The organism is Methanococcus mangrovi (assembly GCF_054506835.1).
In genome coordinates this window covers 138,894-163,758 of the sequence record NZ_CP197114.1, presented here as the reverse complement: position 1 = coordinate 163,758, position 24,865 = coordinate 138,894, and the positions used below count along the sequence as shown (strand labels likewise).

Below are 24,865 nucleotides of genomic sequence, written 5' to 3'. Positions count from 1 at the left end.
TTGCTTAATTTATTTTATAATCATTAATATGTCGCCCACGTTTACAGACTGGCCTTCTTTAACGATTATTTTTTCAACAGTTCCACTTACTGGGCATTCCACAGGATTTTCCATTTTCATAGCTTCCAAAACTAAAATCTGGTCACCTTGTTTAATTTCTGCACCTTGGTTAACTTTTATTTTCGTAACAATTCCCCTGAATGGTGAAGTTACTGCACCCTCGGTTTCTGCAGTTATTATTTCTTTTTTCTCTTCTTTTTTAATTCCTGAACCATATACTGGCTCTACTTTTACGTTGAAGGATTCTCCATCAACTTCAACAACATATTCGTTTGGAATTTCCATGAATTTTGAAACATCCTTTTCTTGAGGTATTGCTTCTGCTTTTAACTCTCCCCTTAAGAATTTAACCGCAACTTGAGGATAAAGCGCGTAAGTTAAAATATCTTCTTCTTTTGAAACGATTCCTTTTTCGAAAGCTTCTTTTTCTCTTAATTCGTATTCTGGTTCAAGTAAATCTGCAGGTCTGCATGTAATCTGCTTTTCGCCATCTTGAAGAGCCCTTTTAACGAGGTCTTTACTGATTGGTGCTGGAGATTTTCCGTAGTATCCTTTTAAATAGTTAGAAACTTCGTTTGTAATAATTTTATATCGTTCATCAGTTAAAACGTTCATTACCGCTTGGGTTCCAACAATTTGGGAAGTAGGCGTTACTAATGGAGGGTATCCAAGGTCCTTTCTAACATTTGGAATTTCGTTTAAAACTTCTTCGAATTTATCAAGTGCACCCTGTTCTTTTAACTGGGATACGAGGTTTGAAAGCATTCCTCCTGGAACCTGGTATCTTAAAATTCGAGCATCAACTCTTTCGGAGATTGAATTTATCAAATATTTGTATTTGTTTCTAATTTCATCAAAATAGTTCCTAATTTCCATCAATAATACAAGGTCTAAATTTGTATCGTATTTTGTACCTTTTAAAGCAGCTACAATACTTTCCACTGGAGGTTGAGATGTTCCCATCGAAAGTGGTGACATTGCACAGTTTAATATGTCAATTCCCGCTTCTATAGCTGTCATGTATGTTAAAGGAGCTATCCCTGCAGTACAGTGGCTGTGTAAATCTATCGGGATTGATACTTCTTCTTTTAATCTTCCAATAAGTTCTTTAGCACTGAATGGCCTTAAAAGTCCTGCCATGTCCTTAATACATAAAGAATCACAGCCTAATTCTTCAAACTGTTTTGCAAGCTCTACAAACTGTTCAGTTGTGTGAACTGGACTTGTTGTATAAGAAATAGCACCCTGAACTTCAGCACCGTATTTTTTAACGGATTTTACGGAAAACTCAACGTTTCTAACATCGTTTAATGCATCAAAAATTCTTACAATATCAATTCCATTCTCGACAGATTTTTGAATAAATTTGTCTACGACGTCATCAGGGTAATGCCTGTATCCGACCAAATTCTGGCCACGTAAAAGCATCTGTAAGGGCGTGTTTTGAATTTTCTTCTTTAGTTCCCTTAATCTTTCCCATGGATCCTCATTTAAATACCTAATACATGAATCAAAAGTAGCACCGCCCCATACTTCCATCGAATAGAATCCTACTTCGTCCATTTTCTCTGCAATCGGTAGCATATCTTCTGTTCTTAACCTTGTTGCCATTAAAGACTGGTGAGCGTCTCTGAAGGTGGTATCAGTTATTTTTACCATGGTTATCCCTCGCTTAACATAACGTAATATCAATAAAAAAGATAGAAACGAGTTTCCTCTTGTTTTGATTAGATTCTCTTTTGGTTATATTAAATTAGATATTTATATGTTTTTAAGGATATTATCGAATAAAAGTACGTTTTTTGACGAATAGTATATAATTATTATTCATTAATTCTAATCTATCGATTAATATAACCAATATTAAAAAAGTGCTCCAGCCGGGATTTGAACCCGAGTCCCGGCCTCGAAAGGGCCGGATGATTGGCCGGACTACACCACTGGAGCATGGGTATAAATCTTGAAAAGTATTAATGGCGGACCCGGAGGGATTTGAACCCCCGATCCCCGGCTTAGAAGGCCGGTGCCGTATCCAGACTAGGCCACGGGCCCCCGTCTCCACTTAGTGTTTCAAGAGCATAGTATAGGAAGGGTATTCTACTATATAAATGTTTCGCATAACTATACATTTGTAGATTCAAATACTACCAATAAATGAAAAAATTAAAGATTTATCCAATTAAATAAGAAATAGAATCATTTACTAATCTTTTATGGTCAAATGCAAGATTAACATTATTCAATTCATCTAAACTAAATATTTTAGCATCTTTTGCATCATCCCCGCTTTTTAAAGTTCCCATTCCATCGGCCAAATATGCAACAGTTACAGTATGGCCCCTTGAATCCCTATTTGGATCACTATAAACCCCAACAAGCTTTAAATTATAAATATCAAGACCCGTTTCTTCTTTAGCTTCCCGTTTTGCGGCTTCTTCAACTGTTTCACCGTATTCAACAAAACCACCAGGTATTGCCCAGTAATCCTTGTAAGGCTCATTTTTGCGCTTTATAAGAACTATTCCAGAATTATATTTTATCAAAATATCTGCCGTTAAATTTATGCACCGATAGGGTTCCACCTTAACTTTTTTAGAATACTTTTCATCTAAAAACTTAGGAATTTCGTTTAAAACTTCCTTTTCTATTGATTTATCATTTATTTTCAATAATAAATTATATTCCATAAAATCACCGTGTTAATGTTTTATTCAAACTTCCATAATAATTTAACACAAAAATATAGATTAAAACAAAAAGAAAAATAGAAAACAAAGTAAAGTATAAGGTTATAGATATATTCAGAAATTTAAAAGGAGAAACTATGCCAATTATTTCGATTAATGAAAACGGATTTTTAGATAAATTAAAAGGAACTAACGGGCTATTTTCATGTGTTATATCTTCAATTGAAACTACAAAATACGTGAGTATTTCTGGAGTTAACAAAAGCGTTATAGATTACACCCCTGCAGCAGACATGGAACTTGTAACTCTTGGGGAAAGTTTATCATTAAACCACCCACCAATAGATGCAACAGGATGCCCAAGTCCTGCAACAATCACGAGAGCAGCGGTTGATCTTTTAAATATTCCGGTAATGACTGTTGATGCTGGAAGCTACATAAAACCAAAAATTCCGTACATTTCAGTAGATCAAAGACCGACAGGAGATATTCAAAAAGGTCTTGGAATGGATAATTCAAGAGAATTATTAAATTTAGGAAAAATTCTCGGTAAAAATACAATTTATGATAGTTTAATAATAGGTGAAAGCGTTCCAGGGGGAACTACAACTGCACTTGGTGTTCTCTTAGGTTTAGGCTACGATGCAAGGGACAAGATAAGCTCAGGTTCAGTCGAAAACCCGAAAGACCTTAAATTAAGTGTTGTTGAAAATGGACTTAAAACTTGTAAATCAAAAGATGTCTTTGATGTTCTAAATGCAGTAGGAGATAAAATGATGCCCGTAGTAGCAGGTATGGCAATTTCTGCTGTTTCAAAAGGAAAACCAGTTTTACTTGCCGGGGGAACGCAGATGGCATCGGTTCTTGCTGCCATTAAAGAAATAAGCCCTGAAACACTTAAAAGTGGACTTATAGGAATAAGCACTACTGAATTTGTATTAAACGATAAAAATGCAGATTTAAAAGACATCATGGAACAGATTGGAGATGTTCCACTATTTGCATCTAAATTTGGATATGAAAATTCAAAAATTGACGGATTAAAAGCATACTGTAAAGGTTCAGTAAAAGAAGGTGTTGGAGCTGGCGGAATTGCAACATACTGCTACTCAAATGGCTTAAATCCCGAAGACATAAGATATTACGTGGAAAAAAATTATGAAATATGGTATTCAAAATTTATTCAATAATAAATAACAAATTTCAACGACAGTTAGGTGTAATCATGAAATCTAAAGTTATAGTTCTTGCAGAAGATTCTAAAACATCACCTTCAAGGCTTTTTAGATATTTAAATTCACTTGAATACGACATCAACGTAAAAGAAACGTGTTTTGGAGCATATATTGAAGGTGAAGACAGCATTGTCGATGAAGTAGTTAAAATGGTTAGAAATCTTGAAAAAAATAAGATTTTTTGTAAAGACCGAGGATTTCCAATATGGGACCAGAGAAGATGCAGGGCATTTAGAAAAGGAGGTCCAAGGGAAGGTTTCCACCAGCTTGAAGCAGAACAGAAAATACTTGATAGAATCTCAAGAGCACTTGATGCAGTAGAAAATGAAAAAATTAGTGAAGATGAACTTGAAGAAAAATTCGTAAAATTACAGCCTAAAAAATTAAAAGTAGCGGATTTTGAAAAAATTGCAGACGAAGTTTTAAAAGAAAATTAATTATCTTTGGGAAAATATGGCACAGAAGTATCAGAAGGGATCCACATTTGAGCGGGAATTAAAGAAAAAACTTGAAAATTGCGGATTTGCAGTTATCCGGAGTGCTGGAAGTCACGGTGTAGATTTAGTTGCCGGAAAAAAAGGAAAAAAACCAATTGTAATTGAATGCAAATCCACTTCAAAAGATAAATATTATATCCCAAATGAAGATGTTGAAAAATTGCTCGAATTTTCAGAAACTTTTGATGGGATTCCATATATTGCACTAAAAATCAACAGGAAATGTTTGTTTATAAATCCAAACCTCTTAACATCTGCAGGCAAAAATTACGCGCTTGATTACGAAAAATTATGCCCGATTGCGTTGGATATTAAAGATATTGCTGAAAATAGCCTTCAAAAAAAGTTGGACTGAAAATTTAATCTAATATTTACAAATTTTAATTTTAAATAGTAAGAAAGATTTATTCCATTGTATTTATCAAAATTTTTGTTATTGAGATACCAAGATATGCTGCTCTTTTTGGCTTTATTATTATTGAAGAGTGTTCTTCTTCCTTGTGGATTCCAATTAATATTGAAGCAGTTCTTTTTTCATCTGCTGGAAGTATCGCGATTGATACCCTGCTTTCATTTGCAAAACAGGTCCCAACATCCTGAATTTTTTGAAGTTTTATGCCTTCTTTTTTGAATTTACGGTTTATTTCTTCAGCAGAAACTACCCCATGATTTAAAAGCGTTACAAACAATGCAGATGTTTCTAAATCCATTGAAACAGCGTCTAATAGGTTTTCTTCCTCATCGATCAAATTGAAAATAATTTCGTTGTTTTCATAATTTAAAACCAAAGACTTTCCCTGTGCACCAGATATACTCATTCCCCTCACCTTTTCCGCCATACTGTAGATAGTATTATTATCATTTGCAATATTTAAAAAACTTTCCATATCATTTCGGGCATTTATCTTTAAAAACACATATCAACGAATTTGCTTCCTTTCCCGAAATAAACGCCCGTCCAACGATTCTTTTAAAAATCGTCTTGCAAATATCTTTTCTATATTCTGGTACATCTTTTGAATTATCTACAAACTCGTTGAAAAATCTAAGTAGTGCATTCTTTTCTTCAATGGATGCGTTTTTCATATTTAATTCGTAAGGAATATCTTCTGAAAGTGATTCAACATAAATTTCATAGAGTATTACGGAAACCGCGTGAGAAAGATTCATTATTGGATATTTATTAGATGTTGGAACTGAAACTAAAATATCGCAGAGTTCCACGTCTTCGTTTTTTAATCCGTCATCTTCACGTCCAAAAACAATTCCCAAAGTTCCATTAAGTTCTAAATGCTTTTTAGCAAGTTCTCGAGGAGTAATTGGAACTCGATTTACATTTCTGTCGCCACAAACTGCACCCGTAGTTGCAACCGTAAAATCAATATCTGAAACTGCATCTTCAAGTGTTGAATAAAATTTAACATTATTTAATATGTTTTTTGCATGAACTGCTCGTATATATGCTTCTTCATCCAAAATATCAGAAGTTCCAACTATTCTTAATTCACTTACATCAAAATTCATCATATTTCTTGCAATTGCCCCTAAATTTCCGCCATATTTTGGATTAACTAATATAACTACCGTTTTCACTTTATCACTAATTTTTTGATTTAAATTCTTATCTCGATTTTCTTTTATAATTATTATATATTCTGACTAAAATTGATTATTGTTGAAAATTTTAAAATTAAAATTAAAATTAAAAATTTAAAGTTTAAAAATAGATTTTGATTTAATATTATACCCGAAAAACCGAAAAATGATTGGTCATTTAAAGTACAAACTGATAGAATAAAACTGCGAAAGTTCCGCCGCTCAGTGTTGCCATGAAATTTACGTGTTCATTGTTTAATAGTCCCTTTCTCTCGAAAAATGCACCGAGAAAACTATCTGCAAAGTTTCCAACCATTCCTGAAATTGTTGCAGTCCAAAACATCGTTATATCGTTAAAAAGAGCGTATGCAATCAATCCTATCAAAAAAGAACCAAGTAATCCTGCAAAAGTTCCACAAACAGTTATTGCACCATCAGTTCCCGTTTTAACTGTTTTAAAATTTGATATAAGCCTTGGAGTTTCTCTTGAAAGCATTCCAAGTTCTGACGAAAATGTATCCGAATTTGCAGCAGCAATTGCTCCGATGTACCCGATAAGCGCTATTTCTTTAGTAATAAATCCAGAGGAATACGCTAAAACAAACAAAACTGCCATAAGCCCGTTTGCGATAACATTTTTTAAAGAGCGTCTTGATTCAGCCATTTTTATCGTCTTTTTAAAGCCGTAACCCATCTTGCTCACAAGGCTTCCAAGGAATAAAAATGATATAAGGAGCAGTAACCACTTTAAATCCGCTAAAAATAATATCGTAAATGCCATTATCGAAGACCCGTATATTCCCCATTTATCGAGATACTTCTTTTTATAAATTAGTGCTGCAAGTATCAACGTAATAGCTGCCGAATAAATTATCTTCAATAACATGTCCATTAAATTCACCATATATCCATAAATACAAAAGATTATTAAATCTTACGGTATCTATTCTAATATGTAAATTAATTATTATTTTAAAACACGGGAAAAATCAGATGATTTAATTATTAGCCCATTTTTCTTTAATTTTTTAATTATTTCACAAGTATCTTCAATATTAAAATAATCAATATTTTTATGGCATCGTAAATAACCTTGAATAGCCATGCCAAAATGCCAAAAACTGTAATTTCGAAAAATAATTATGTCTAACCCAGTATATAAAGTATTGCGGTGCATTAACCCGTAAAAATTGGTAACAACTATTTTTAAAATTTTTTAAACTATTAATCTAAATTTAAACATTTTTCTATAAATAAATCAAATACTTCTTCAAATTCTTTTGTATCTATATACTCACGGATTTTACGATTTTCGTCTAATTTTTTGCATATAACCTCCAAAACACCTTGTTCTTTATCATATCGTGGTTTTTCATAATAAAAATGTTCAAGCTCACCTGATAAAATATATAAATTTTTTTCATGTAACTTTTTCAAATATTTAATAACATCCATTTTAAAATCGTCAGGCACATCATTGATTGTTTTACCCTTACCCAAAAATTCAAATTTAGATTTTATTCCGTTTAATTCATTTTTTAAACTATTAAAACCCAAATATTGTAAATAACCGGTTAAATCTTTCCTAAAAAAATCGAAATCTGCCAATGCAAAATTAGGAATTGATAAGCTCGTTAATACTGCCACGTACTTTTGTAATTCAGTTTTTCCGCCACAGTTTATTATTGAAACGTTATAATTATTTAACCAATTTTTTCCAAATATTTTGGAATCGTTTTTAACTTTTTTATATTCTCCATATTCTTTTGAAAATTCTTCCAAAATATATTTATCAGCACCTTCAACCAACAGAACAGCATCTGCAAAAAACATTTCAGAATTCTGTTTTTTAATAAGTATTTGTCTGGTTTTTATATCATTAAACTGCAAATTATATGCTTTTGTTTCGCATTTGTCCTTTTTAACTACTATTAAATTGATATTTTCATTTGCACAACATACAAATTCTGGAGAATGTGTTGTAATTATCACTTGATTCTCATCTTCACCAATAAATTCACTAAGCCTGTCAGAAATAATTCGCCTACCATGTGGGTGCAAATACAATTCTGGCTCTTCTATGGCCAATAAAGAACCAGAATTATGTGCAATATGTTTAATATAAAAATTAAATAATCCTATAGTCATTGCACTTTGAATCCCTGAACCTTTATCCTTCAATTCACTATTGAAACCATCATCTACGTAAATAAGAGCACTTTTGTAAATATCTTGATCCCTTGGATCAGGATTATATTGTACTGAAAATGAAGTATTTGGAAATGCAATTTGTATATTATCGTTGCACACACTTTTTTGGAGTTCATCAAATACCTGGTTAGATTCCACCGCCAGATTTTCAAGTGCTTTTTTTATACCCTCCCCATTCCGTCCTTTTGTATACTCTTTTAAAAGCTTTCCAAACCACGTGTAGTTAGTTATCCTCAATTGATCTTTTGGATCCCTAAATGACGGAATTATTGCACTTTGTAGTAAATTACCCCTTAATGAGTTTGCATTTATCCCTACAGTCCATTTTTTGTCTTCTTTTTTATATAATAACACAAGGTCTTTTTTGATAACATTTTCTTCAAATCTTGCCCTAAATACAAGCGCATATCGAGTTACGTTGCTAAATTCATCATAATAATTATCTTTGCAGTAATTCTTTCCTCCAATCCATATTTTTCGATAAATTCCCGAATCCAAATCTATTGAACCTTTTTCAGTGGTAAAATAAAATATTCGATCGAGATCAGATACATCATCCACATAATACTGTTCATTATTATTCATACAAACTTTAAAAAAAGCAGAATTGATTACACTTGAAAAATTTAGAGTTTCCCCATTTTCTTTGCTTAATTCACAGATTATCAAAATATCTTCAGAGGTATCTCCATTAAAAAAATCTGATTTAGATATATTTTCATATTTATTCCAATCAGGCACCCGTTCACCAAGTACTATATCTATTGCTTTTGCCGGCATTGTTTTTACCAACAATTACATTTTTACCATTATCAAACACCAGATCTAATTTTTTAATTGACCGATAATTTTTAATATGTACTTTTGAAAGATACAAAAAATCGCCCCATTCGATTATGTTTTATAAAAAATTCGATTTAAAAGAATATTAATTTTACGAAATAAAACAATGTTTTAAAAAACAAAAATATCATTTTTATATACCATTTAAATCATATCGAGTATTCGAATAAAATTAAGGTGATTTATCATGTGTATTTTTTGCGATATCGTTAAAGGGGACATCCCTGCAAGAATAATTTACGAAGACGACAAATTTTTAGCATTCATGGACGCATTTCCAAGAGCAGTTGGGCATACATTGGTAATTCCAAAAGAACATTTTGAAACATTTGATGAACTTCCAGAAGAACTCGCGTGTGAAATGATGAACGTTATTTACAAAATTGTAAAAAAGCTCGAAAAATTAGATATGGATGGCTACAACATTTTAAACAACAACAAACAGGTTTCTGGCCAGGAAGTTCCTCACGTTCATTTCCACATCATTCCAAGATATGAAGATGAAGGCTACCCGGTTTATGTTTTAAAAGACCCTATAAACGTTGATTTAGATTCAATTTACGATAGAATAATGGAATAATACATAATTTAAAAATAAAATATTAAATAAAAAAATAATTTAAATTCTTTCGTTTCTGCTCAACGCAATAATTCCATTAATTGCTGAAACCGCAACCGGAGTTCCACCTTTTGGACCGATTGTGGAAATTGACGGGATATTGGTAGTCCTTAATAATTCTTTTGATTCTGCTGCTTTTACAAAACCAACTGGGGCCCCAATAACCAATTTTGGGGCTATTCCTTCTTCTTTATTCAATCTTATAACTTCAAGAAGTGCAGTTGGCGCATTTCCAATAACTACGATTCCACCATCAATTAATTCCTTTGAAGCCCTAATTGATGCAACTGCCCTTGTAATCTGCTCTTTTTTTGCAAGTTCAAAAACTTCAGGATTTGAAATTGTACATAACACATCATTATAACGTATTCCTGCTTTTACCATCGAAATATCTGCAATTATCGGTTTTTTATCAGATATTGCATTTACCCCGTTTTCAATTGGATTGTTATCAAAACTAACAAGTTTTGCGTATTCTGGGTCAGCGGTTGCATGAACTACTCGCTCAATTATCCCCATTTCTTCGAAAGTATAATCGTTAACTTTATTTCCCAAAACTTCGTTGATTTTGGTTTTAACAATCTCTCTTGACTTATCTGCAATGTCCTTTCCATCTTTAGTTACGGCTCCCATAAACATGTTATCACTTACAGAACTGAAAGTATGATTTTTTTATTGCTATTTTCAGGAATGTGCGCTACTTCTAAAACATCTCTTGAAATGTTTTCAATATCAAATTCCATCAACCCAAACGTTTTATTATCGGTATCTACCCGGTAATGGGTTCCATCTTTTGAATCGATAGTTCCTTCGACGTGGCACCTTCCAAAATAAACTTCGATGTAGTCGCCTTCATCTACTTCGTTATTCATGTATTCCATCATCTTCTCTTCCGTAACTTCTAACCGTATTTTTTCACTGTATTCTGGTTCCATTACTTTCACCCATATTAAACTCCCATTACAGTCCGGAATAAATTTCTAAGACCCGGTGCAAGTCCAAGTGCCATCACCGTTATTTTTAAAATATTCCTTAAATTATCATCTTTAACTTCTTTATTAAATATGTCCAAAACTAAGAGCACTACCAGCATTTTTAAAGGTATTATACTGTAGGGACCAAGATAGTCCATGAAAAGTCTTGGAACTGGGTGCTGCTCCCAGTAACCATATATTCCAATTCCAACAGATGTTGCAGATGCATCTACAAGCTGTGAAAATATCGCGTATTTATCTATCCGCTCAATTTTTGCTTTTTTTAGCTTTTCAACGATGTATATAAGTGCATAATAACTTGCAATCAAAATTCCAAAAACATAAACGAATGCTTCTGGGTGAGTTATTCTACTCGAAAACTCGAAAAGCATGTATAAAATTGGTACAACCGCCATTGCTATTGAAAGTAGATAATATTTCTTTTTTAGAAGAATTCCTGAAAGAATTATTGAAAACATGTAATAAATTCCGACTGAAACCACTATCCCTGGCGTAACGGTATAATAAAGCCTTGGAAACAATCCTGCATCAACGAGGGCCCTCATTAATGTTATTAAAATCACGTAAAATACAGTAACTTCTGCAAATCTGCGGTCAATTGCTATTTTGAGTTTTAAACAGACCCGATAAAATGTATAAACCATTACAAACAGTAAAATTCCATATGTGATTTCCTGAATCAAATTATAGCCCTGTTTTGTATCTATCGGGTAAATGTAGTATCGGTATATAAATTCCCGGATTAAAAGCATTCCATTCATGAAGTCACCGCAGATAAATCTGGATAAAATAAAACTAAATCAATAAACTTTTCTAAAAAATAACTATGAATAATTCTATTTAATTCTACCGATATAAAAAACAGAAAATGAGTTTAAAAAATTTAAATCAAAAAATCAAAAGTTAAAATTTACTTATCCGTTCAATAAGCATTCCTTCAACTTTTACAGGATAAACTCTTCTCGCAAGATTTACTGCTGACAATAACCGTTCTTCCGAACCCGAATAGATTGTATAAAGTATATCCCCTTTTCTAACTTTATTTCCAATCTTTGAATTCAATAAAAGCCCCGCTTTTTTGTCTCTTGGAGCTCCAGCCTCTTTAACTACGTTTGTAATTGCAGTATTGCTTATATCTGTAACGTAACCATCTATTGGAGCAATTATCTCTTCAATATATTCTCCAAGTTCGATTTCTTCGGGTTTTTTCGGAGTTCCACCCTGTTCTGTTATAATTTGGTTGAATTTTTCAAGGGCTTTTCCAGATTCTAAAATTTCCCATGCCAAATTTTGTCCTTCCCCAATCTGTGCAGCGCCTCCAAGTTCAAGCAATATTCCTGAAAGTGATAGCGCTTTTTCAATTAAACTTTTTGGAGCATTTTTTGGGTCCTGAAGTGCTTCAATTGCTTCTTTTGCCTCAAGTGCAGGCCCAATTGCCCTTCCAAGAGGCTGTCCACCGTAAGTTAAGACACATTCTACTTTAATATTAAGCGATTCTCCAAGTTCAATGAATTTCCTCGCTAATTTTGCCCCTTCAGCTTCATTTTTGATTTTTACCCCTTTTCCAACAGGAATGTCGATTACCGTATATTTAATTCCTGTTGCAATCTTTTTTGCCATAACGCTTGCAAGAAGCTGGGGTTGAGGGTCTATTGAAACAGGTCGTTCCACATTTATGATAATATCGTCAGCAGGAGCTAAATTTACGCCTCCACCCCATGCAAGACATCCATTTGTAGTTTTTACTATTCTTTTTATCTCTTCTTCTTTTAATTCAACATTTGTGAGCACTTCCATTACGTCTGCAGTCCCGGCAGGTGATGTTATTGCCCTTGATGACGTTTTTGGAATTGTAATTCCTGCTGCTGCAAGTATTGGAACTGAAAGCAGGGCATATTTATTTCCCGGAACTCCACCGATACTGTGAATGTCCACAACAAGACTCTTTTCCCATGAAATCATATCCCCAGTTTCTGCAATCCTTTTCGTCATCTCGCTTATTTCGTCCATATTCATTCCGTTAATGTAAGTAGAAGAAACAAATGCTGACAGTTCAACATTTGAAAGTTTTTTGGATACAATTTCATCAATTATCGTTCTTATTTCATGTGGATTTAAAACCTGCCCATCCATTTTCTTTTTTATATATGGAATCGATTCGGGCTTTTCGGCGTGTCTTAATTTTACTTCTTCGCCTTCGGTAATTGAAATTTCCGAAAGTTCGCTAACGAGCATTCCAACCTCGCCTTTTTGAACCATGGTTTTTGTGGAATAAATGTTTCCAATGACAGAACCTGCGTGTGACTCTATCAGTACCCTATCTTGCGGGTAGTACGAAGTTCCTTTTAAATCTTCTTCGTTAACAATTACTGCATTTTCTCCCAAATCAAGGTCTATAAATTTTGCATTTAAAAATAGCATGATGCCCCTCCCGCAGATTATTAATAAAATTATTAAATTAACTCTAAACAGTTTATATTTAAATTAAAATAAAAACTTTTTTAAAAAATTTAGAAAAAAAGAAATTTAATTAAAAAATATTAATTTTAAGAATATTAATTTTAAGAATATTAATGAATTTTGCTTCCAACAGGGAGATCCCTGTCAAGTGCTAATAAACTTACAATGCTGTCGTCTTCCGCTGCTAAAAGCATTCCTTGTGACTCAACACCACATAATTTTGCAGATTTTAAGTTGCAGATAATAATTACTTTTTTTCCAACAAGTTCTTCTGCTTCATAAGCCCCTTTTAATCCTGAAACAATTTGTCTCTTTTCATCGCCCAAATCTGCAATGATTTTGTAGAGTTTTTTTGATCTTGGAACTTCTTCGACTTCTAAAATCTGTCCAACTCTCAAATCAACGTTTCCAAAGTAATCAATATCAATCATATCCATTTTTTCACCAGATTTTACTGTTTTAGACTTTTCGTCCACTTTTGTTTCGGCCTTTTTCGTAGCTTTCATGAGGTTTTCTTTCATTCTCGAAATATCTTCATCGCTTACCTTGGTAAATATAACTTTCGGTTTTTTAAGAGGATTTCCCCTAACCTCTAAATCGAGTTCTTCGTTCATGCATTCAAGAAGAAGAGCCGTTTTTTCAGGCATGAATGAACTTAAAAGATAAATTATGTATTTTAAAGCAACCGAACATGTATACATTACTTCTTTTAATCTTTCGTCGTCAGTAATTGCCCATGGGGCCATTCCCTGGAAATAAGCGTTTCCATCTTTTGCTAAAAGGATAATTTCCATTAAAGCATCTTTAAAGTTGTATTCTCTAATTAATGAATCAACGCGATTTAATGTATCTTCACATTTTGAAATTAACTTTTTATCTTCGTCTTTTAACTGATTTAAGTCCACAACTGGAGTACTGCCAAATTTACGTTCTGTAAATACGAGAGTCCTGTGTGTAAAGTTTCCAATAATATCAATTAATTCAGTATTAATCCTTTTTTGGAAATCGTCCCATGAAAAATCAGTATCTCGATTTAATGGAGCATTTATCATGAAGAAATATCTTAAATAGTCAGAACTAAAGTTTTCAATAAAGTCCTTAACCCATACAACCCAGTTTTTACTTGTACTCATTTTTTTGTTTTCAAGAGTTAAGTAACCGCCGCTAACAACTGCGTTTGGCATTTTGTATCCGCCAATTCCTTTTAAAATTCCTGGCCAGAATACTGCGTGGTGTACAGTAATGTCCTTTCCAATAAAGTGTGATATTTTTGAGTCACCCGTATTTTCAAGCCAGTAGCTTTTCCAAACATCTCCAAGCTGTTTTGTAAAAGATACGTAGCCAATAGGAGCTTCAATCCAGACGTACATCACCTGATCGTCACATCCTGGAATTGGAACACCCCATTTTATGTTTCGTGAAACATCCCAATCGTGAAGTTCTTCAATCCATCTTAAAGCCATATTTTTTACGTGTTCAGGCATTTCTGGAGAATTTTCAATGTATTCTTTTAAAACATCTTGCATTGCGCTTAATTTAAAGAAATAGTGCGTAGTTCTTTTGATTTCTGGTTTTGAATTACAGTGTATGCAGTAAGGGTTTACAAGTTCTGTTGGTTCAAGGTGTCTTCCGCAAACCTCACAGTGGTCCCCTCTTGCTTCGCCTTCACAAAATGGACAGATTCCTTCAACATACCTGTCTGCAAGGTACATGTCGCATTTTTCACAGTAAAACTGTTCAATTTCTTTTTCGTAGATATATCCATTTTCTTTTAATTTTGAATAGAATTCCTGAGCAGTTTCGATGTGTATATCACTGTGTGTCCTTCCAAAATTATCAAAACAAATGTTTAAACTGTCAAGGTCCGCTTTTATTGCATTGTGGTATCTATCAACAATATCGATAGGTTTTACGCCTTCTCTCTCAGCAGTTAACGTGATTGGAACTCCGTGGTTGTCTGTTCCCCCTACGTGGACGACTTCTTCCCCTTTAAGTCTTAAATATCTTGTATAGATATCTGCAGGGATGTAGGTACTTCTCGCATGCCCAAGATGAAGAGGCCCATTCGTATATGCTAATGCGGTTGTAACTAAATGCTTCATCTTAATCCTCCAAATAATCGTAAAATTTATTAACATTCGTACAAAATGAATTGTAGACATTTTATTAATAGATATTTATGAAATTCAAAACCGATTTTCAAAAACGATATATAAATTAATATAGATAATATTTATATCTAAGTTTGAACTTTTTAAAAATAGATATTTTCCAAATAGGGGTAAAAATAGGTATAAACTGGTGATTTTATGGTAAATGTATTGATAAACGGTTACGGCTCTATCGGTAAAAGGGTTGCCGATGCAGTAGCTAAACAGGACGACATGAAAGTTATTGGAGTTACAAAAACAAAACCTGACTTTGAAGCGAGAATGGCTGTTGAAAAAGGATACAAATTATTCGCAGCAATCCCTGAAAGAAAGCACCTTTTTGAAGAAGCTGGAATTCCTGTTGAAGGAACACTCGATGATATTATTGAAGATGCAGATATCGTAGTTGATGGGGCTCCTAAAAAAATTGGAAAAGCAAATCTCGAAAATGTATACAAAAAACATGGTGTAAAAGCAATAATTCAAGGTGGAGAAAAAGCAGGAGACGCACAAGATTCATTTAACTCACTCTGGAGTTACGACAGATGCTACGGAAAAGATTACATCAGACTCGTATCATGCAACACAACTGGACTTTGTAGGTCCATGTATGCAATTAATTCAGTTGCTGACATTTTAAAAGCAAGAATAGTTTTGATAAGAAGAGCTGCTGACCCTAACGATGTAAAAACCGGACCTGTAAACGCAATCGTTCCAAATCCAGTATCCGTTCCATCACACCACGGCCCTGACGTTGTATCAGTTATTCCTGAGCTCGATGGAAAAATCATGACTTCAGCAGTTATTGTTCCAACAACATTAATGCACATGCACTCAATAATGGTAGAAACTTCTGGAACGAACAGAGACGAAATAATAGATGCACTTGCAAAAACACCAAGAATATTAACATTAAAAGCTTCAGAAGGATTCGATTCAACTGCAACAATTATTGAATACGCGAGAGACCTTGGAAGAAGCAGATACGACTTAAACGAAATTGCAGTATGGGAAGAAAGCGTAAACGTTGTAGACAATGAAGTTTACATGATGCAAGCAATTCACCAGGAAAGCGACGTTATCCCTGAAAACGTGGACTGTATCAGAGCAATGCTCGAAATGGAAAGTGACAACTTAAAATCAATTGAAAAAACCAATAAAGCAATGGGTTTAATTAAATAATTTATTTAAATCTGCTTTTTTACTTATTTTAACACAAATGTTTAAACTTGAATTTACACGTGATATTTTATGAAATACCTAAGAGGGCATTCTTTCGAAGAATTTGTCGAAAAAATAGAGAATTTAGACGCTGAAGAGGATGCGATATATATAAACACAGAACTCTCTAAAAACCTCATAATTGAAATTTTAGAGAGCTGTGAAGTTAAAAAAATTATTTTACCCGAATCTAAATTTAAACGGACTAATAAAAAAGTACTTGGGGCTTTAAAAGAAATTGGAATTGAAGTAAAGTCAATTAAACCGACTACTGGACGTCCAACAAGTAAAAAAGAAATTGTTGAGATGTATATTGAAAAAACTCCAAAAGAAATTTCTGAAATTACACAAATTCCGATAAAAACTGTTGAATATCACTATTATAAAATTAAAAAGGCTATTTCACAGTAAATCAGATAAATTAACAATCATTTATATAATTTCTAAATATTGGTGAAATATTGGTATTCTGCATCAAAGTTAATTCCAAAATGGGCGAAAAAACACGAAAAATCATGCTTGACAATAATTTACTTAGTAAAAGCTATAAATTAAAAAAAGAAGGGGAATTTTTATACATCCCCCTAACTTCAAGTAATTTTGATAAAAAAATTTTAGAAGATGAAATTATCGATTTTGAAATTTCAGAAATTGATGAAAATGAAATTTCAAAGATTGATGTTGAAAAAAAGACGAGTTTTAAGGATTATCTCTTGAAAAACTTTAAAGATGAAGTTGATGGAAATTTAATAGCCCATGCATATGATATAATTGGGGATATCGTAATTTTGCAGATTTCAGAAGAAATTGCTCTAAAAATTAGAAAACAAATTGGGGAAAATGCTTTAAAATTAATTCCTTCTGTAAAAGCAGTTTTTAGACGAGAAAGCGATGTTAAGGGAGATTTCAGAGTTCGGGATCTTGAACACCTTGCAGGTGAAGAAAAAACGCTTACATTGTACAAAGAAAACGGGTACAGGCTTTTAGTCGATGTTTCTAAAGTTTACTTTTCACCACGTCTTGGATGGGAGAGAAAAAGAATCATGGACCTTGTGTCTTTTGATGATGTTGTAGTTGACATGTTCTGCGGAGTTGGGCCCTATTCAATCGCGTGTGCAAATGCAGAAAAAATCTATTCAATAGACATAAATCCAGATGGAATTGAACTTTTGAAACAAAACATCGTACTAAATAATCTTGAAAATAAAATAGTTCCGATTTTAGAAGATGTAAGAAATGTAAATGTAAAAGGAACACGAGTTATAATGAATTTACCAAAATACGCTCACGAATTTGTAGATAAGGCCCTTGAAATTGTTGAAGAGGGCGGAATAATCCATTACTATACGGTTGGCGCAGAATTTAGTGAAGGAATTGAACTTTTTAAATCAAAATGCAAATGCGAAGTTGTTGATAAAAGAATTGTAAAATCGTATTCCCCGAGAGAATACGTCTTTGTAATTGATTTTAAAATAATAAAAAAGAACTAAAAACTTAAAAATATTTTTTAAAAGAAACTGTCCAAAGTTGCCTGTTTTTTTGGATCTTTTTTCTCTTTTTCTTTGTTATCTACTTTTTCTACAGATTTTTCGATTGTTTGTTCGATTACTTCTTTCAAAGGTTCTTTCAAAGGTTCTGAAATTTTTGGCCGTTTGGGAATAATCGGCATTACTTCTTCAGTTTTTTTCTTTTTCGGAGTTTCTTTTTCAACTTTTGGCTTTTTCCCAGTAATTACTGAAAATATATTCTTTGTAATTGTTTTATTGGTCAAAAACTCCATTTCTTCTTTTGTAAGTTCATAATATTCCACAAGTTCTGCAGAAACTTCCGGATTTGATTCAAAAATCACAACCATATAATCTAAAGTATTTCTTGCCCTTTTTGTTGAATTATGTGTCTTTAAAGCTATTTTTTTCAAAATATCTTTCATCTTCTGTCTAGTACCCTTAGTCCTGCTGAGTTTTGTAAAGATTGTTGGCGGAGAATACTTTGTAAAGCCCCTATATTTTTCTTCTTTTGCAAGTGCAGTTCCGGCAGTCATTAAAGCTGAAGCATACCTCCAGAGTCCAAAATACTGCCTTCTAAAAACCCTTCCAAGAAATACATCCGATTTTGATAGGTAATCATACCCTTCTGCAAGGTCCTTGTACTTTAAATATTCTTTTGGTAAATTCTCAGAAATCCATTCTTCGATAGTTCCAAGTTCTTCTTTTACATCCCTTGTAGCACTTGTTGCAATGTCATAGTGGGTTGTTTTCATTATTATCCGCATTGCATCGAAAATACTCTTTTCGCTATCCCTATCAGGGAGTTCTTTTGCATCTTCGATTTCAAGAGTTCCTCCTGCTGCAAGAGATTGAAGGTCGTTTATTGCAGCCCTTAGGTCCCCCCCAGAATGACTTGCAATCATTTTAATTATCTTTTCATCAATTTCAAAGCCTTCTTTTAGTGCAATTCTTCTTAAAACTGGTGGAATTGAGTTTGTATGGACTGAACCGACATTAATTAAATTTACAGAGTTCCTGAGTGTCATTAAAGCGGGCTTGTATACATCGTTTGCAGTTAAAATTACAGGGTTTTCAGCTGTTTTCAAAACTTTTATTATTTCAGCTACCCCTCCACGGTCATCATTTCCAGAAAGCCCGTCAACCTCATCTAAAACGATTAAAGTCCTTCTTCCAGTAAGGGACTTTGACGTTGCCGCGGTTCCAACAACCTGCGAAATTACATCCTTATTTCGCTTGTCACTTGCATTAAGTTCAATTACGTCAAAAGCATAATCATTTGCAATTGCATGCGCTAATGTAGTTTTTCCTGAACCAGGTGGCCCTGCTAAAAGTATTGGTTTTTGATTTTGACCGTTTATAATCGATTCTATCCAACTAACAAGGGCTTCCTTTGTTTTATTGTGTCCTGCAACGTCATTTAACGACTTTGGCCTGTATTTTTCAACCCACTCTTCCATTTAAACACCTAACTTTTTTGCAAGTTCGATATGATTTTTACTGCCGACTTTTTTAATAATTTTTATTAATCTATCCATTTCTTCGTTCATTTTTTCTTTTGAAATCATACCTTTCCGGGAATACAAAACTGCCAGTTCTAAAAGGGCACCCTCTGCACGATTATAAGGCGTTGTATTGCATTTTAATATTTTTTCAAAAATCGGTTTTCCTTCAACAATCATGAGTTTAGAACTTCCAAATTCATTTTTTGTTTCCACGATTTTTCGGCTTTTGATTTCGATTAATTCTATTTTGTAAGACTCCTTCAAATATGGAATCTTTATTTCGTCTTTATCTAAATATTCGTAATCGCCTAAATCATCGAGCACAGATTTTGCGATTAAATAGGGACTGCATATATTTAAGATATAGAAATCTTCCTTTTGTAAATTTTCAAAAGTGTGCGAACCTTCGTACATGTGCAAGGTTACGGAATCACCCTTAAAAAAAGCTCCGATTGGTGCCTGATTAGAATTTCCCGAAGTTATAACGACTTCATATTTCATGGATACCAACTGCAATTGCAAAATTTACGCACTTATTATTATATGAATAATTTATAGCACTACATTGATTTTATATGTTAGTATCCCTTATTAAATTTAAAAGGTTCATTTTACTCATTTAATTCTTTTGGTGACATTATGCGATGTTCTGCAGTTTCTTTAGGGTCTGGAACAATAATTAATGCAATTGCGACAGGTTTTGGCTCTGCTTTCGGCGTTGATTTGAAAATAAAAGCTGATGTTGAGCTAATCGATAACAGGAAAAAAATTATAAACGGAATTTCAATAGATAACCCAACTTTAAAGCCAAGTCTTGTAGAACGGTGTGTTAAAAATGTTCTCGATTACTTTGAAGTCGATTACTCTGCAAAAATCTCAACAAGCGGGGATATACCGATAAAATCAGGCTTAAGCAGCAGCAGTGCAGCTTCAAATGCCGCTGTTTTGGCAACAATCGGTGCACTTGGTGAAAAAGTAGATTCAGATTTAGTTTTGGACCTTGCAATAAAATCCTCTTTCGAAGAAAAATTAACAGTTACCGGAGCGTATGATGACGCTACTGCATCTTATTTTGGCGGAATTACCATATGCAACAATATGGAAAGAAAAATACTAAAAAAAGATAAATTTAAAGAAGATATAAAAGTTATCGTATTAATGCCGGAATTTCAAAAGAATGTTGATGTAAACAGGATGAAATTGATTAAAGACTACGTTAATATGGCATTTGAAAAGTGCATGGAAGGAGATTACTATAAAGCACTGTTTTTAAATGGATTGCTCTATTCTTCTGCATTGAATTTCCCTTCAAACATTTCCGTCGATGCTTTAGAAGCAGGTGCAATTACCGCAGGACTTTCAGGAACCGGTCCATCATATGTTGCCCTCTGCTATAGAGAAGATGAAAAAAACGTTGAAAATGCACTCAAAAAATACGGGGAAACAATAATTACAAAACCAAGTATGAATGGTGCGAGAATACTCTACTAACTAAATAACTGGTGAAAATATGGTCAATAAAATATATGGAATAGGTGTTGGTCCAGGGGATACAGATTTACTAACCTTAAAAGCTGTAAAAATACTGAAAAATGCAGATACAGTATTTGTTCCAATTTCAAAAGAAGGAAAAACTTCTGTTGCATACGATATTATAAAAGATATACTCCCTGAAAACAAAAAAGTAGTAGAATTGCTCTTTCCAATGAGTAAAGATGTTGAATTTTTACAAAAACACTGGAATAACGCTGCAAAACAGGTTATGGAAGAAAATGGAACCGTTGCAGTTGTAACGATTGGAGATGCAACGCTTTACAGTACTTTTTCTTATGTCTGGCATATCTTCAATGAAAATAAAATTGATGTAGAAATTATAAATGGAATTTCTTCGCCATTTGCAGGTGCAGGTGTTTTAAATATTCCCCTGGTTGAAGGGGATGAAAAATTAGCAATTTTACCGCAGGGAAAAGATTTAGAACGGTATTTAGAAGAATTTGATACGTTAATTGTTATGAAAACTAACGATTTGGAAGAAAAATTGAAAAATTTAAAAGATAAAAAGGATAACTATTTAGTTGGTGTTGTAAACCGGGTTACCTCAAAAAATCAAAAAACTGCGTTAGGAAAAATCGATGAAATTGATTTTGAACCGTTTAAAGATTATTTATCGTTAGCAATTATTAAAAAATTGAAATAAATTTATTTTTTGGTGGGAATTTGGGGGAAAATATCTGTTTTATAATTGGAAATGGGTTTAATCATTTAATTAAAGAAATTTGTAATACTTCTTTAAAAAATTGTGAAGAAAATTTAAAGAATAATATAAATAACAATTTTAAAAATTCTGAAAAGATTGAAGGTATTTTTGAATCAGAACAGGGTGATTTTGATACCCTTTTAGAGCTTATTGAAATTAAAAAGTTTCTCGATAACATAATAACATTATGTAACAAACATGCCGAATTATTTAAAAATTTTAAGGGTTATTTAACGGAAAATAACATCAATATCGGAACTGATGAAAAAATAATCCAAATAATTACTACTTTTGGAAAAATTAAACCAAATAATACTGTTGAAGAGGTTTATGAATTATTTTCCAATATTGGATACACTAAAGGAGAATCTATTATCCTTATCTACGGAGTTCTAAAATATTTTGTAATAATGTTGAATATTAAAGCGTGTAAATCTGTGAGTGAGTTATATTCTCATGGAATAGACATTAGGACTAAAGATGTGGGGCTTGAATTTTTAAATATGGAAAAAAATGGAGAATACCAAAGATTTTGCAAATTTTTTGATGAAAATGGGTCTTTTGGCGAATCTTTAAGAAGTTTAATTCCAGAAAACTCAAATCTTCATATATATACTACAAATTACGATGGATTATTAAATTATTTATTTGTAGATAATGGAAATTACATTTTAAACGATGGATTTTCTAACCATTACGGATATTTAAAAGAGGAATATCGTGATTACTACTCAAAAAGAGAGCCTTACTGGTTTTTATATTACTATAAAGTCAGCAGTACAAAGAATTTATGTATTCCGTTGCATGGAACGCATAAATTTGTATTAAAGGATGGAAAAACGTATAAAATTAAAAAAGACATACCTACAGATACCTCAAAATTAAAACCTGTTATGGTATTTGGAAACCCTGATAAGAAATTAGAACTAATTAACGATGATTTTGTACTTAAACACTATTTTGAAATTTTCAAAGAAAGTCTGCAAAACTGTTCAAAATTAGTAATATTTGGAAATTCTTTAAAGTCTGACCCCCATATCGTTGAAGCCATACTAACTAATTTTGACGAAAAAAAGGAATTGATAATTGTGGATTACGACGAAAGCTGTTGTAATTCCGTTAAAGATAGGTTAAATCAAAACATTCGATATAATATAAAATTTAAAGAAACTGAAAACATTAAAACTACGGACAAGTTATTAGACCTTTTTGAAGAACTTATAAAAAATTAAATTTATACATCGATACTTTTTTATTTAATTTACTCGAATATTAGCTTAATCGTTAATGGTGGTAAGATATGATAAGTGATAACGTCAAAAAAGGAGTTATACGAACTCCAAACCGAGCTCTTTTAAAAGCTTGCGGATATACCGACGAAGACATGGAAAAACCATTTATTGGAATTGTAAACAGCTTTACAGAAGTTGTTCCCGGCCACATTCACTTAAGAACATTATCAGAAGCGGCTAAACATGGTGTTTATGCAAACGGTGGAACGCCATTTGAATTTAATACCATTGGAATTTGCGACGGTATTGCAATGGGCCACGAAGGTATGAAATACTCGTTACCTTCAAGAGAAATTATTGCAGACGCTGTTGAATCAATGGCAAGAGCACATGGATTTGATGGTCTTGTTTTAATTCCTACGTGTGATAAAATCGTTCCTGGAATGATAATGGGTGCCATACGACTAAACATTCCATTTATTGTAGTTACTGGGGGACCAATGCTTCCGGGAGAATTCCAAGGTAAAAAATACGAACTTATCAGCCTTTTTGAAGGTGTCGGAGAGTACCAGGTTGGAAAAATTACTGAAGAAGAATTAAAGTGTATCGAAGACTGTGCATGTTCAGGTGCTGGAAGCTGTGCGGGGCTTTACACTGCAAACAGTATGGCCTGCCTTACAGAAGCGTTGGGACTCTCTCTTCCAATGTGTGCAACAACACATGCAGTTGATGCCCAAAAAGTTAGGCTTGCTAAAAAAAGTGGCTCAAAAATTGTTGATATGGTAAAAGAAGACTTAAAACCAACAGACATATTAACAAAAGAAGCTTTTGAAAACGCAATTTTAGTTGACCTTGCACTTGGTGGATCGACAAATACTACTCTCCACATTCCTGCAATCGCAAACGAAATAGAAAATAAATTTATAACTCTCGATGATTTTGACAGATTAAGTAATGAAGTTCCACACATTGCATCAATCAAACCGGGTGGAGAACACTACATGATTGATTTACACAATGCTGGAGGTATTCCTGCGGTATTGAATGTTTTAAAAGAAAAAATCAGAAATACAAAAACGGTTGACGGAAGAAGTACTCTGGAAATTGCAGAATCGGTTAAATACATAAATTACGACGTTATAAGAAAAGTTGAAGCTCCGGTTCACGAAACTGCTGGTTTAAGGGTTTTAAAAGGAAATCTTGCTCCAAACGGTTGCGTTGTAAAAATCGGTGCAGTACATCCCAATATGTACAAACACGACGGCCCTGCAAAAGTTTACAATTCTGAAGATGAAGCAATTTCTGCGATACTTGGCGGAAAAATTGTAAAAGGCGATGTTATAGTAATTAGATACGAAGGACCATCAGGAGGACCGGGAATGAGAGAAATGCTCTCCCCAACTTCAGCAATCTGTGGAATGGGTCTTGATGACAGCGTTGCATTAATTACTGATGGAAGATTCAGTGGTGGAAGTAGAGGTCCCTGTATCGGACACGTTTCCCCAGAAGCTGCAGCAGGCGGAGTAATTGCTGCAATTGAAAATGGAGATATTATCAAAATCGACATGATTGGAAAAGAAATAAATGTTGATTTGGATGAATCCGTAATCAAAGAAAGACTTTCAAAATTGGAAGAATTTGAGCCTAAAATCAAAAAAGGCTATTTATCGAGATATTCAAGACTCGTTTCTTCAGCTGATGAAGGAGCAGTTTTGAAATAACTAAAAAAATACTTTTTTTAAATTTTAATTTTTGAATTTTAAAAAAATAGTTAAAAAAGTTTAAAATAATT

23 protein-coding genes, 2 tRNA genes and 1 pseudogene are annotated in these 24,865 nt (G+C 33.0%); 11 read left to right on the top strand and 15 right to left on the bottom strand.

All coding sequences use genetic code 11. The features are described from left to right. Nucleotides 1-9 precede the first annotated feature (9 nt). The 4 genes from oadA to ACS5L2_RS00880 all read right to left on the bottom strand — a co-directional run bounded on the left by oadA (nucleotide 10) and on the right by ACS5L2_RS00880 (nucleotide 2,747). Nucleotides 10-1,719, bottom strand: a complete 1,710-nt coding sequence (gene oadA, locus ACS5L2_RS00895) for a sodium-extruding oxaloacetate decarboxylase subunit alpha (RefSeq protein ID WP_459201887.1) — start codon at nucleotides 1,717-1,719, stop codon at nucleotides 10-12. Between the two features lie 213 nt (nucleotides 1,720-1,932). Beyond that, nucleotides 1,933-2,007 (bottom strand) — tRNA-Glu (locus ACS5L2_RS00890). Between the two features lie 27 nt (nucleotides 2,008-2,034). After that, nucleotides 2,035-2,112, bottom strand: a tRNA-Arg gene (locus ACS5L2_RS00885). Nucleotides 2,113-2,231: 119 nt separating this feature from the next. Further along, nucleotides 2,232-2,747 (bottom strand): NUDIX domain-containing protein, encoded by a 516-nt coding sequence (locus tag ACS5L2_RS00880; protein ID WP_459201886.1) that lies wholly within the window; start codon nucleotides 2,745-2,747, stop codon nucleotides 2,232-2,234. Nucleotides 2,748-2,884: 137 nt separating this feature from the next. Here ACS5L2_RS00880 and cobT point away from each other — a divergent pair, with 137 nt between their 5' ends. Genes cobT through hjc form a run of 3 tightly spaced genes read left to right on the top strand, consistent with a single transcriptional unit; the run spans nucleotide 2,885 to nucleotide 4,834 of the window. Next, nucleotides 2,885-3,937, top strand: coding sequence for a nicotinate mononucleotide-dependent phosphoribosyltransferase CobT (gene cobT / locus ACS5L2_RS00875; RefSeq protein WP_459201885.1), 1,053 nt, complete (start codon nucleotides 2,885-2,887; stop codon nucleotides 3,935-3,937). Between the two features lie 35 nt (nucleotides 3,938-3,972). Further along, entirely contained in the window at nucleotides 3,973-4,419 is a 447-nt protein-coding gene (locus ACS5L2_RS00870; protein WP_459201884.1) for a methanogenesis marker 6 protein, read from the top strand. Between the two features lie 16 nt (nucleotides 4,420-4,435). Further along, nucleotides 4,436-4,834, top strand: a complete 399-nt coding sequence (gene hjc, locus ACS5L2_RS00865; RefSeq protein ID WP_459201883.1) for a Holliday junction resolvase Hjc — start codon at nucleotides 4,436-4,438, stop codon at nucleotides 4,832-4,834. Nucleotides 4,835-4,883: 49 nt separating this feature from the next. Here hjc and ACS5L2_RS00860 read toward each other — a convergent pair whose 3' ends face one another. The 4 genes and pseudogenes from ACS5L2_RS00860 to ACS5L2_RS00845 form a co-directional block, all read right to left on the bottom strand. After that, nucleotides 4,884-5,297, bottom strand: coding sequence for a hypothetical protein (locus tag ACS5L2_RS00860; protein ID WP_459201882.1), 414 nt, complete (start codon nucleotides 5,295-5,297; stop codon nucleotides 4,884-4,886). Between the two features lie 70 nt (nucleotides 5,298-5,367). Beyond that, entirely contained in the window at nucleotides 5,368-6,072 is a 705-nt protein-coding gene (locus ACS5L2_RS00855; RefSeq protein WP_459201881.1) for a TrmJ/YjtD family RNA methyltransferase, read from the bottom strand. 181 nt (nucleotides 6,073-6,253) lie between these two features. Further along, nucleotides 6,254-6,967 carry a TIGR00297 family protein gene (locus tag ACS5L2_RS00850; protein ID WP_459201880.1) on the bottom strand — a complete coding sequence of 238 codons (714 nt, stop codon included), beginning with the start codon at nucleotides 6,965-6,967 and terminating at the stop codon, nucleotides 6,254-6,256. Nucleotides 6,968-7,299: 332 nt separating this feature from the next. Further along, nucleotides 7,300-9,106: pseudogene (locus tag ACS5L2_RS00845) on the bottom strand (AAA family ATPase). Nucleotides 9,107-9,316: 210 nt separating this feature from the next. On the opposite strand from ACS5L2_RS00845, the gene ACS5L2_RS00840 reads away from it, so the two are divergent. Then, nucleotides 9,317-9,709, top strand: a complete 393-nt coding sequence (locus tag ACS5L2_RS00840; protein ID WP_459201879.1) for an HIT family protein — start codon at nucleotides 9,317-9,319, stop codon at nucleotides 9,707-9,709. A 39-nt stretch (nucleotides 9,710-9,748) separates the two neighbouring features. Here the strand turns inward: ACS5L2_RS00840 and ACS5L2_RS00835 are convergent, their stop codons facing one another. The 5 genes from ACS5L2_RS00835 to metG form a co-directional block, all read right to left on the bottom strand. Next, nucleotides 9,749-10,381, bottom strand: coding sequence for a cobalt-precorrin-8 methylmutase (locus ACS5L2_RS00835; protein WP_459202641.1), 633 nt, complete (start codon nucleotides 10,379-10,381; stop codon nucleotides 9,749-9,751). Between the two features lie 14 nt (nucleotides 10,382-10,395). Next, nucleotides 10,396-10,683, bottom strand: coding sequence for a DUF2097 domain-containing protein (locus ACS5L2_RS00830; RefSeq protein WP_459201878.1), 288 nt, complete (start codon nucleotides 10,681-10,683; stop codon nucleotides 10,396-10,398). A gap of 14 nt (nucleotides 10,684-10,697) precedes the next feature. Next, nucleotides 10,698-11,504, bottom strand: coding sequence for a DUF63 family protein (locus tag ACS5L2_RS00825; RefSeq protein ID WP_459201877.1), 807 nt, complete (start codon nucleotides 11,502-11,504; stop codon nucleotides 10,698-10,700). 142 nt (nucleotides 11,505-11,646) lie between these two features. Then, the gene (locus ACS5L2_RS00820; RefSeq protein WP_459201876.1) at nucleotides 11,647-13,164 is read right to left on the bottom strand and encodes an AMP phosphorylase; all 1,518 of its coding nucleotides are present in this window, start codon (nucleotides 13,162-13,164) and stop codon (nucleotides 11,647-11,649) included. A 149-nt stretch (nucleotides 13,165-13,313) separates the two neighbouring features. Continuing rightward, the gene (metG, locus tag ACS5L2_RS00815) at nucleotides 13,314-15,305 is read right to left on the bottom strand and encodes a methionine--tRNA ligase (RefSeq protein WP_459201875.1); all 1,992 of its coding nucleotides are present in this window, start codon (nucleotides 15,303-15,305) and stop codon (nucleotides 13,314-13,316) included. A gap of 207 nt (nucleotides 15,306-15,512) precedes the next feature. Here metG and ACS5L2_RS00810 point away from each other — a divergent pair, with 207 nt between their 5' ends. The 3 genes from ACS5L2_RS00810 (at nucleotide 15,513) to trm5b (ending at nucleotide 18,064) form a co-directional block, all read left to right on the top strand. Next, nucleotides 15,513-16,535 carry a type II glyceraldehyde-3-phosphate dehydrogenase gene (locus ACS5L2_RS00810; RefSeq protein ID WP_459201874.1) on the top strand — a complete coding sequence of 341 codons (1,023 nt, stop codon included), beginning with the start codon at nucleotides 15,513-15,515 and terminating at the stop codon, nucleotides 16,533-16,535. A gap of 69 nt (nucleotides 16,536-16,604) precedes the next feature. Beyond that, nucleotides 16,605-16,985 (top strand): hypothetical protein, encoded by a 381-nt coding sequence (locus tag ACS5L2_RS00805; RefSeq protein WP_459201873.1) that lies wholly within the window; start codon nucleotides 16,605-16,607, stop codon nucleotides 16,983-16,985. 50 nt (nucleotides 16,986-17,035) lie between these two features. Then, the gene (gene trm5b / locus ACS5L2_RS00800; RefSeq protein WP_459201872.1) at nucleotides 17,036-18,064 is read left to right on the top strand and encodes a tRNA (guanine(37)-N1)-methyltransferase Trm5b; all 1,029 of its coding nucleotides are present in this window, start codon (nucleotides 17,036-17,038) and stop codon (nucleotides 18,062-18,064) included. A gap of 17 nt (nucleotides 18,065-18,081) precedes the next feature. Here trm5b and ACS5L2_RS00795 read toward each other — a convergent pair whose 3' ends face one another. Beyond that, complete coding sequence (locus ACS5L2_RS00795) at nucleotides 18,082-19,539, bottom strand: replication factor C large subunit (protein ID WP_459201871.1); 1,458 nt, start codon at nucleotides 19,537-19,539, stop codon at nucleotides 18,082-18,084. Next, nucleotides 19,540-20,085: a DUF447 domain-containing protein gene (locus tag ACS5L2_RS00790; RefSeq protein ID WP_459201870.1), complete on the bottom strand. Its 546-nt coding sequence runs from the start codon at nucleotides 20,083-20,085 to the stop codon at nucleotides 19,540-19,542. A gap of 138 nt (nucleotides 20,086-20,223) precedes the next feature. Here ACS5L2_RS00790 and ACS5L2_RS00785 point away from each other — a divergent pair, with 138 nt between their 5' ends. The 4 genes from ACS5L2_RS00785 to ilvD all read left to right on the top strand — a co-directional run bounded on the left by ACS5L2_RS00785 (nucleotide 20,224) and on the right by ilvD (nucleotide 24,794). Continuing rightward, on the top strand, nucleotides 20,224-21,075 hold the full coding sequence (locus tag ACS5L2_RS00785) for a shikimate kinase (protein ID WP_459201869.1): 852 nt from the start codon (nucleotides 20,224-20,226) through the stop codon (nucleotides 21,073-21,075). 19 nt (nucleotides 21,076-21,094) lie between these two features. Next, the gene (gene cobI / locus ACS5L2_RS00780; RefSeq protein WP_459201868.1) at nucleotides 21,095-21,781 is read left to right on the top strand and encodes a precorrin-2 C(20)-methyltransferase; all 687 of its coding nucleotides are present in this window, start codon (nucleotides 21,095-21,097) and stop codon (nucleotides 21,779-21,781) included. Nucleotides 21,782-21,801: 20 nt separating this feature from the next. Continuing rightward, entirely contained in the window at nucleotides 21,802-23,073 is a 1,272-nt protein-coding gene (locus ACS5L2_RS00775) for a hypothetical protein (RefSeq protein ID WP_459201867.1), read from the top strand. A gap of 68 nt (nucleotides 23,074-23,141) precedes the next feature. Continuing rightward, on the top strand, nucleotides 23,142-24,794 hold the full coding sequence (gene ilvD, locus ACS5L2_RS00770) for a dihydroxy-acid dehydratase (RefSeq protein ID WP_459201866.1): 1,653 nt from the start codon (nucleotides 23,142-23,144) through the stop codon (nucleotides 24,792-24,794). The last annotated feature ends 71 nt before the right edge of the window (nucleotides 24,795-24,865 follow it).

Bases quoted from the DNA above. Each gene is read 5' to 3' on its own strand.
- ACS5L2_RS00870 (WP_459201884.1), top strand. From the start codon at position 3,973: ATGAAATCTAAAGTTATAGTTCTTGCAGAAGATTCTAAAACATCACCT.
- ACS5L2_RS00795 (WP_459201871.1), bottom strand. From the start codon at position 19,539: ATGGAAGAGTGGGTTGAAAAATACAGGCCAAAGTCGTTAAATGACGTT.
- ACS5L2_RS00830 (WP_459201878.1), bottom strand. From the start codon at position 10,683: ATGGAACCAGAATACAGTGAAAAAATACGGTTAGAAGTTACGGAAGAG.
- ACS5L2_RS00850 (WP_459201880.1), bottom strand. From the start codon at position 6,967: ATGGACATGTTATTGAAGATAATTTATTCGGCAGCTATTACGTTGATA.
- cobI (WP_459201868.1), top strand. From the start codon at position 21,095: ATGGTCAATAAAATATATGGAATAGGTGTTGGTCCAGGGGATACAGAT.
- ACS5L2_RS00840 (WP_459201879.1), top strand. From the start codon at position 9,317: ATGTGTATTTTTTGCGATATCGTTAAAGGGGACATCCCTGCAAGAATA.
- ilvD (WP_459201866.1), top strand. From the start codon at position 23,142: ATGATAAGTGATAACGTCAAAAAAGGAGTTATACGAACTCCAAACCGA.
- ACS5L2_RS00810 (WP_459201874.1), top strand. From the start codon at position 15,513: ATGGTAAATGTATTGATAAACGGTTACGGCTCTATCGGTAAAAGGGTT.
- metG (WP_459201875.1), bottom strand. From the start codon at position 15,305: ATGAAGCATTTAGTTACAACCGCATTAGCATATACGAATGGGCCTCTT.
- ACS5L2_RS00785 (WP_459201869.1), top strand. From the start codon at position 20,224: ATGCGATGTTCTGCAGTTTCTTTAGGGTCTGGAACAATAATTAATGCA.
- ACS5L2_RS00805 (WP_459201873.1), top strand. From the start codon at position 16,605: ATGAAATACCTAAGAGGGCATTCTTTCGAAGAATTTGTCGAAAAAATA.
- oadA (WP_459201887.1), bottom strand. From the start codon at position 1,719: ATGGTAAAAATAACTGATACCACCTTCAGAGACGCTCACCAGTCTTTA.
- ACS5L2_RS00825 (WP_459201877.1), bottom strand. From the start codon at position 11,504: ATGAATGGAATGCTTTTAATCCGGGAATTTATATACCGATACTACATT.
- hjc (WP_459201883.1), top strand. From the start codon at position 4,436: ATGGCACAGAAGTATCAGAAGGGATCCACATTTGAGCGGGAATTAAAG.
- ACS5L2_RS00860 (WP_459201882.1), bottom strand. From the start codon at position 5,297: ATGAGTATATCTGGTGCACAGGGAAAGTCTTTGGTTTTAAATTATGAA.
- ACS5L2_RS00880 (WP_459201886.1), bottom strand. From the start codon at position 2,747: ATGGAATATAATTTATTATTGAAAATAAATGATAAATCAATAGAAAAG.
- ACS5L2_RS00820 (WP_459201876.1), bottom strand. From the start codon at position 13,164: ATGCTATTTTTAAATGCAAAATTTATAGACCTTGATTTGGGAGAAAAT.
- ACS5L2_RS00835 (WP_459202641.1), bottom strand. From the start codon at position 10,381: ATGGGAGCCGTAACTAAAGATGGAAAGGACATTGCAGATAAGTCAAGA.
- cobT (WP_459201885.1), top strand. From the start codon at position 2,885: ATGCCAATTATTTCGATTAATGAAAACGGATTTTTAGATAAATTAAAA.
- ACS5L2_RS00790 (WP_459201870.1), bottom strand. From the start codon at position 20,085: ATGAAATATGAAGTCGTTATAACTTCGGGAAATTCTAATCAGGCACCA.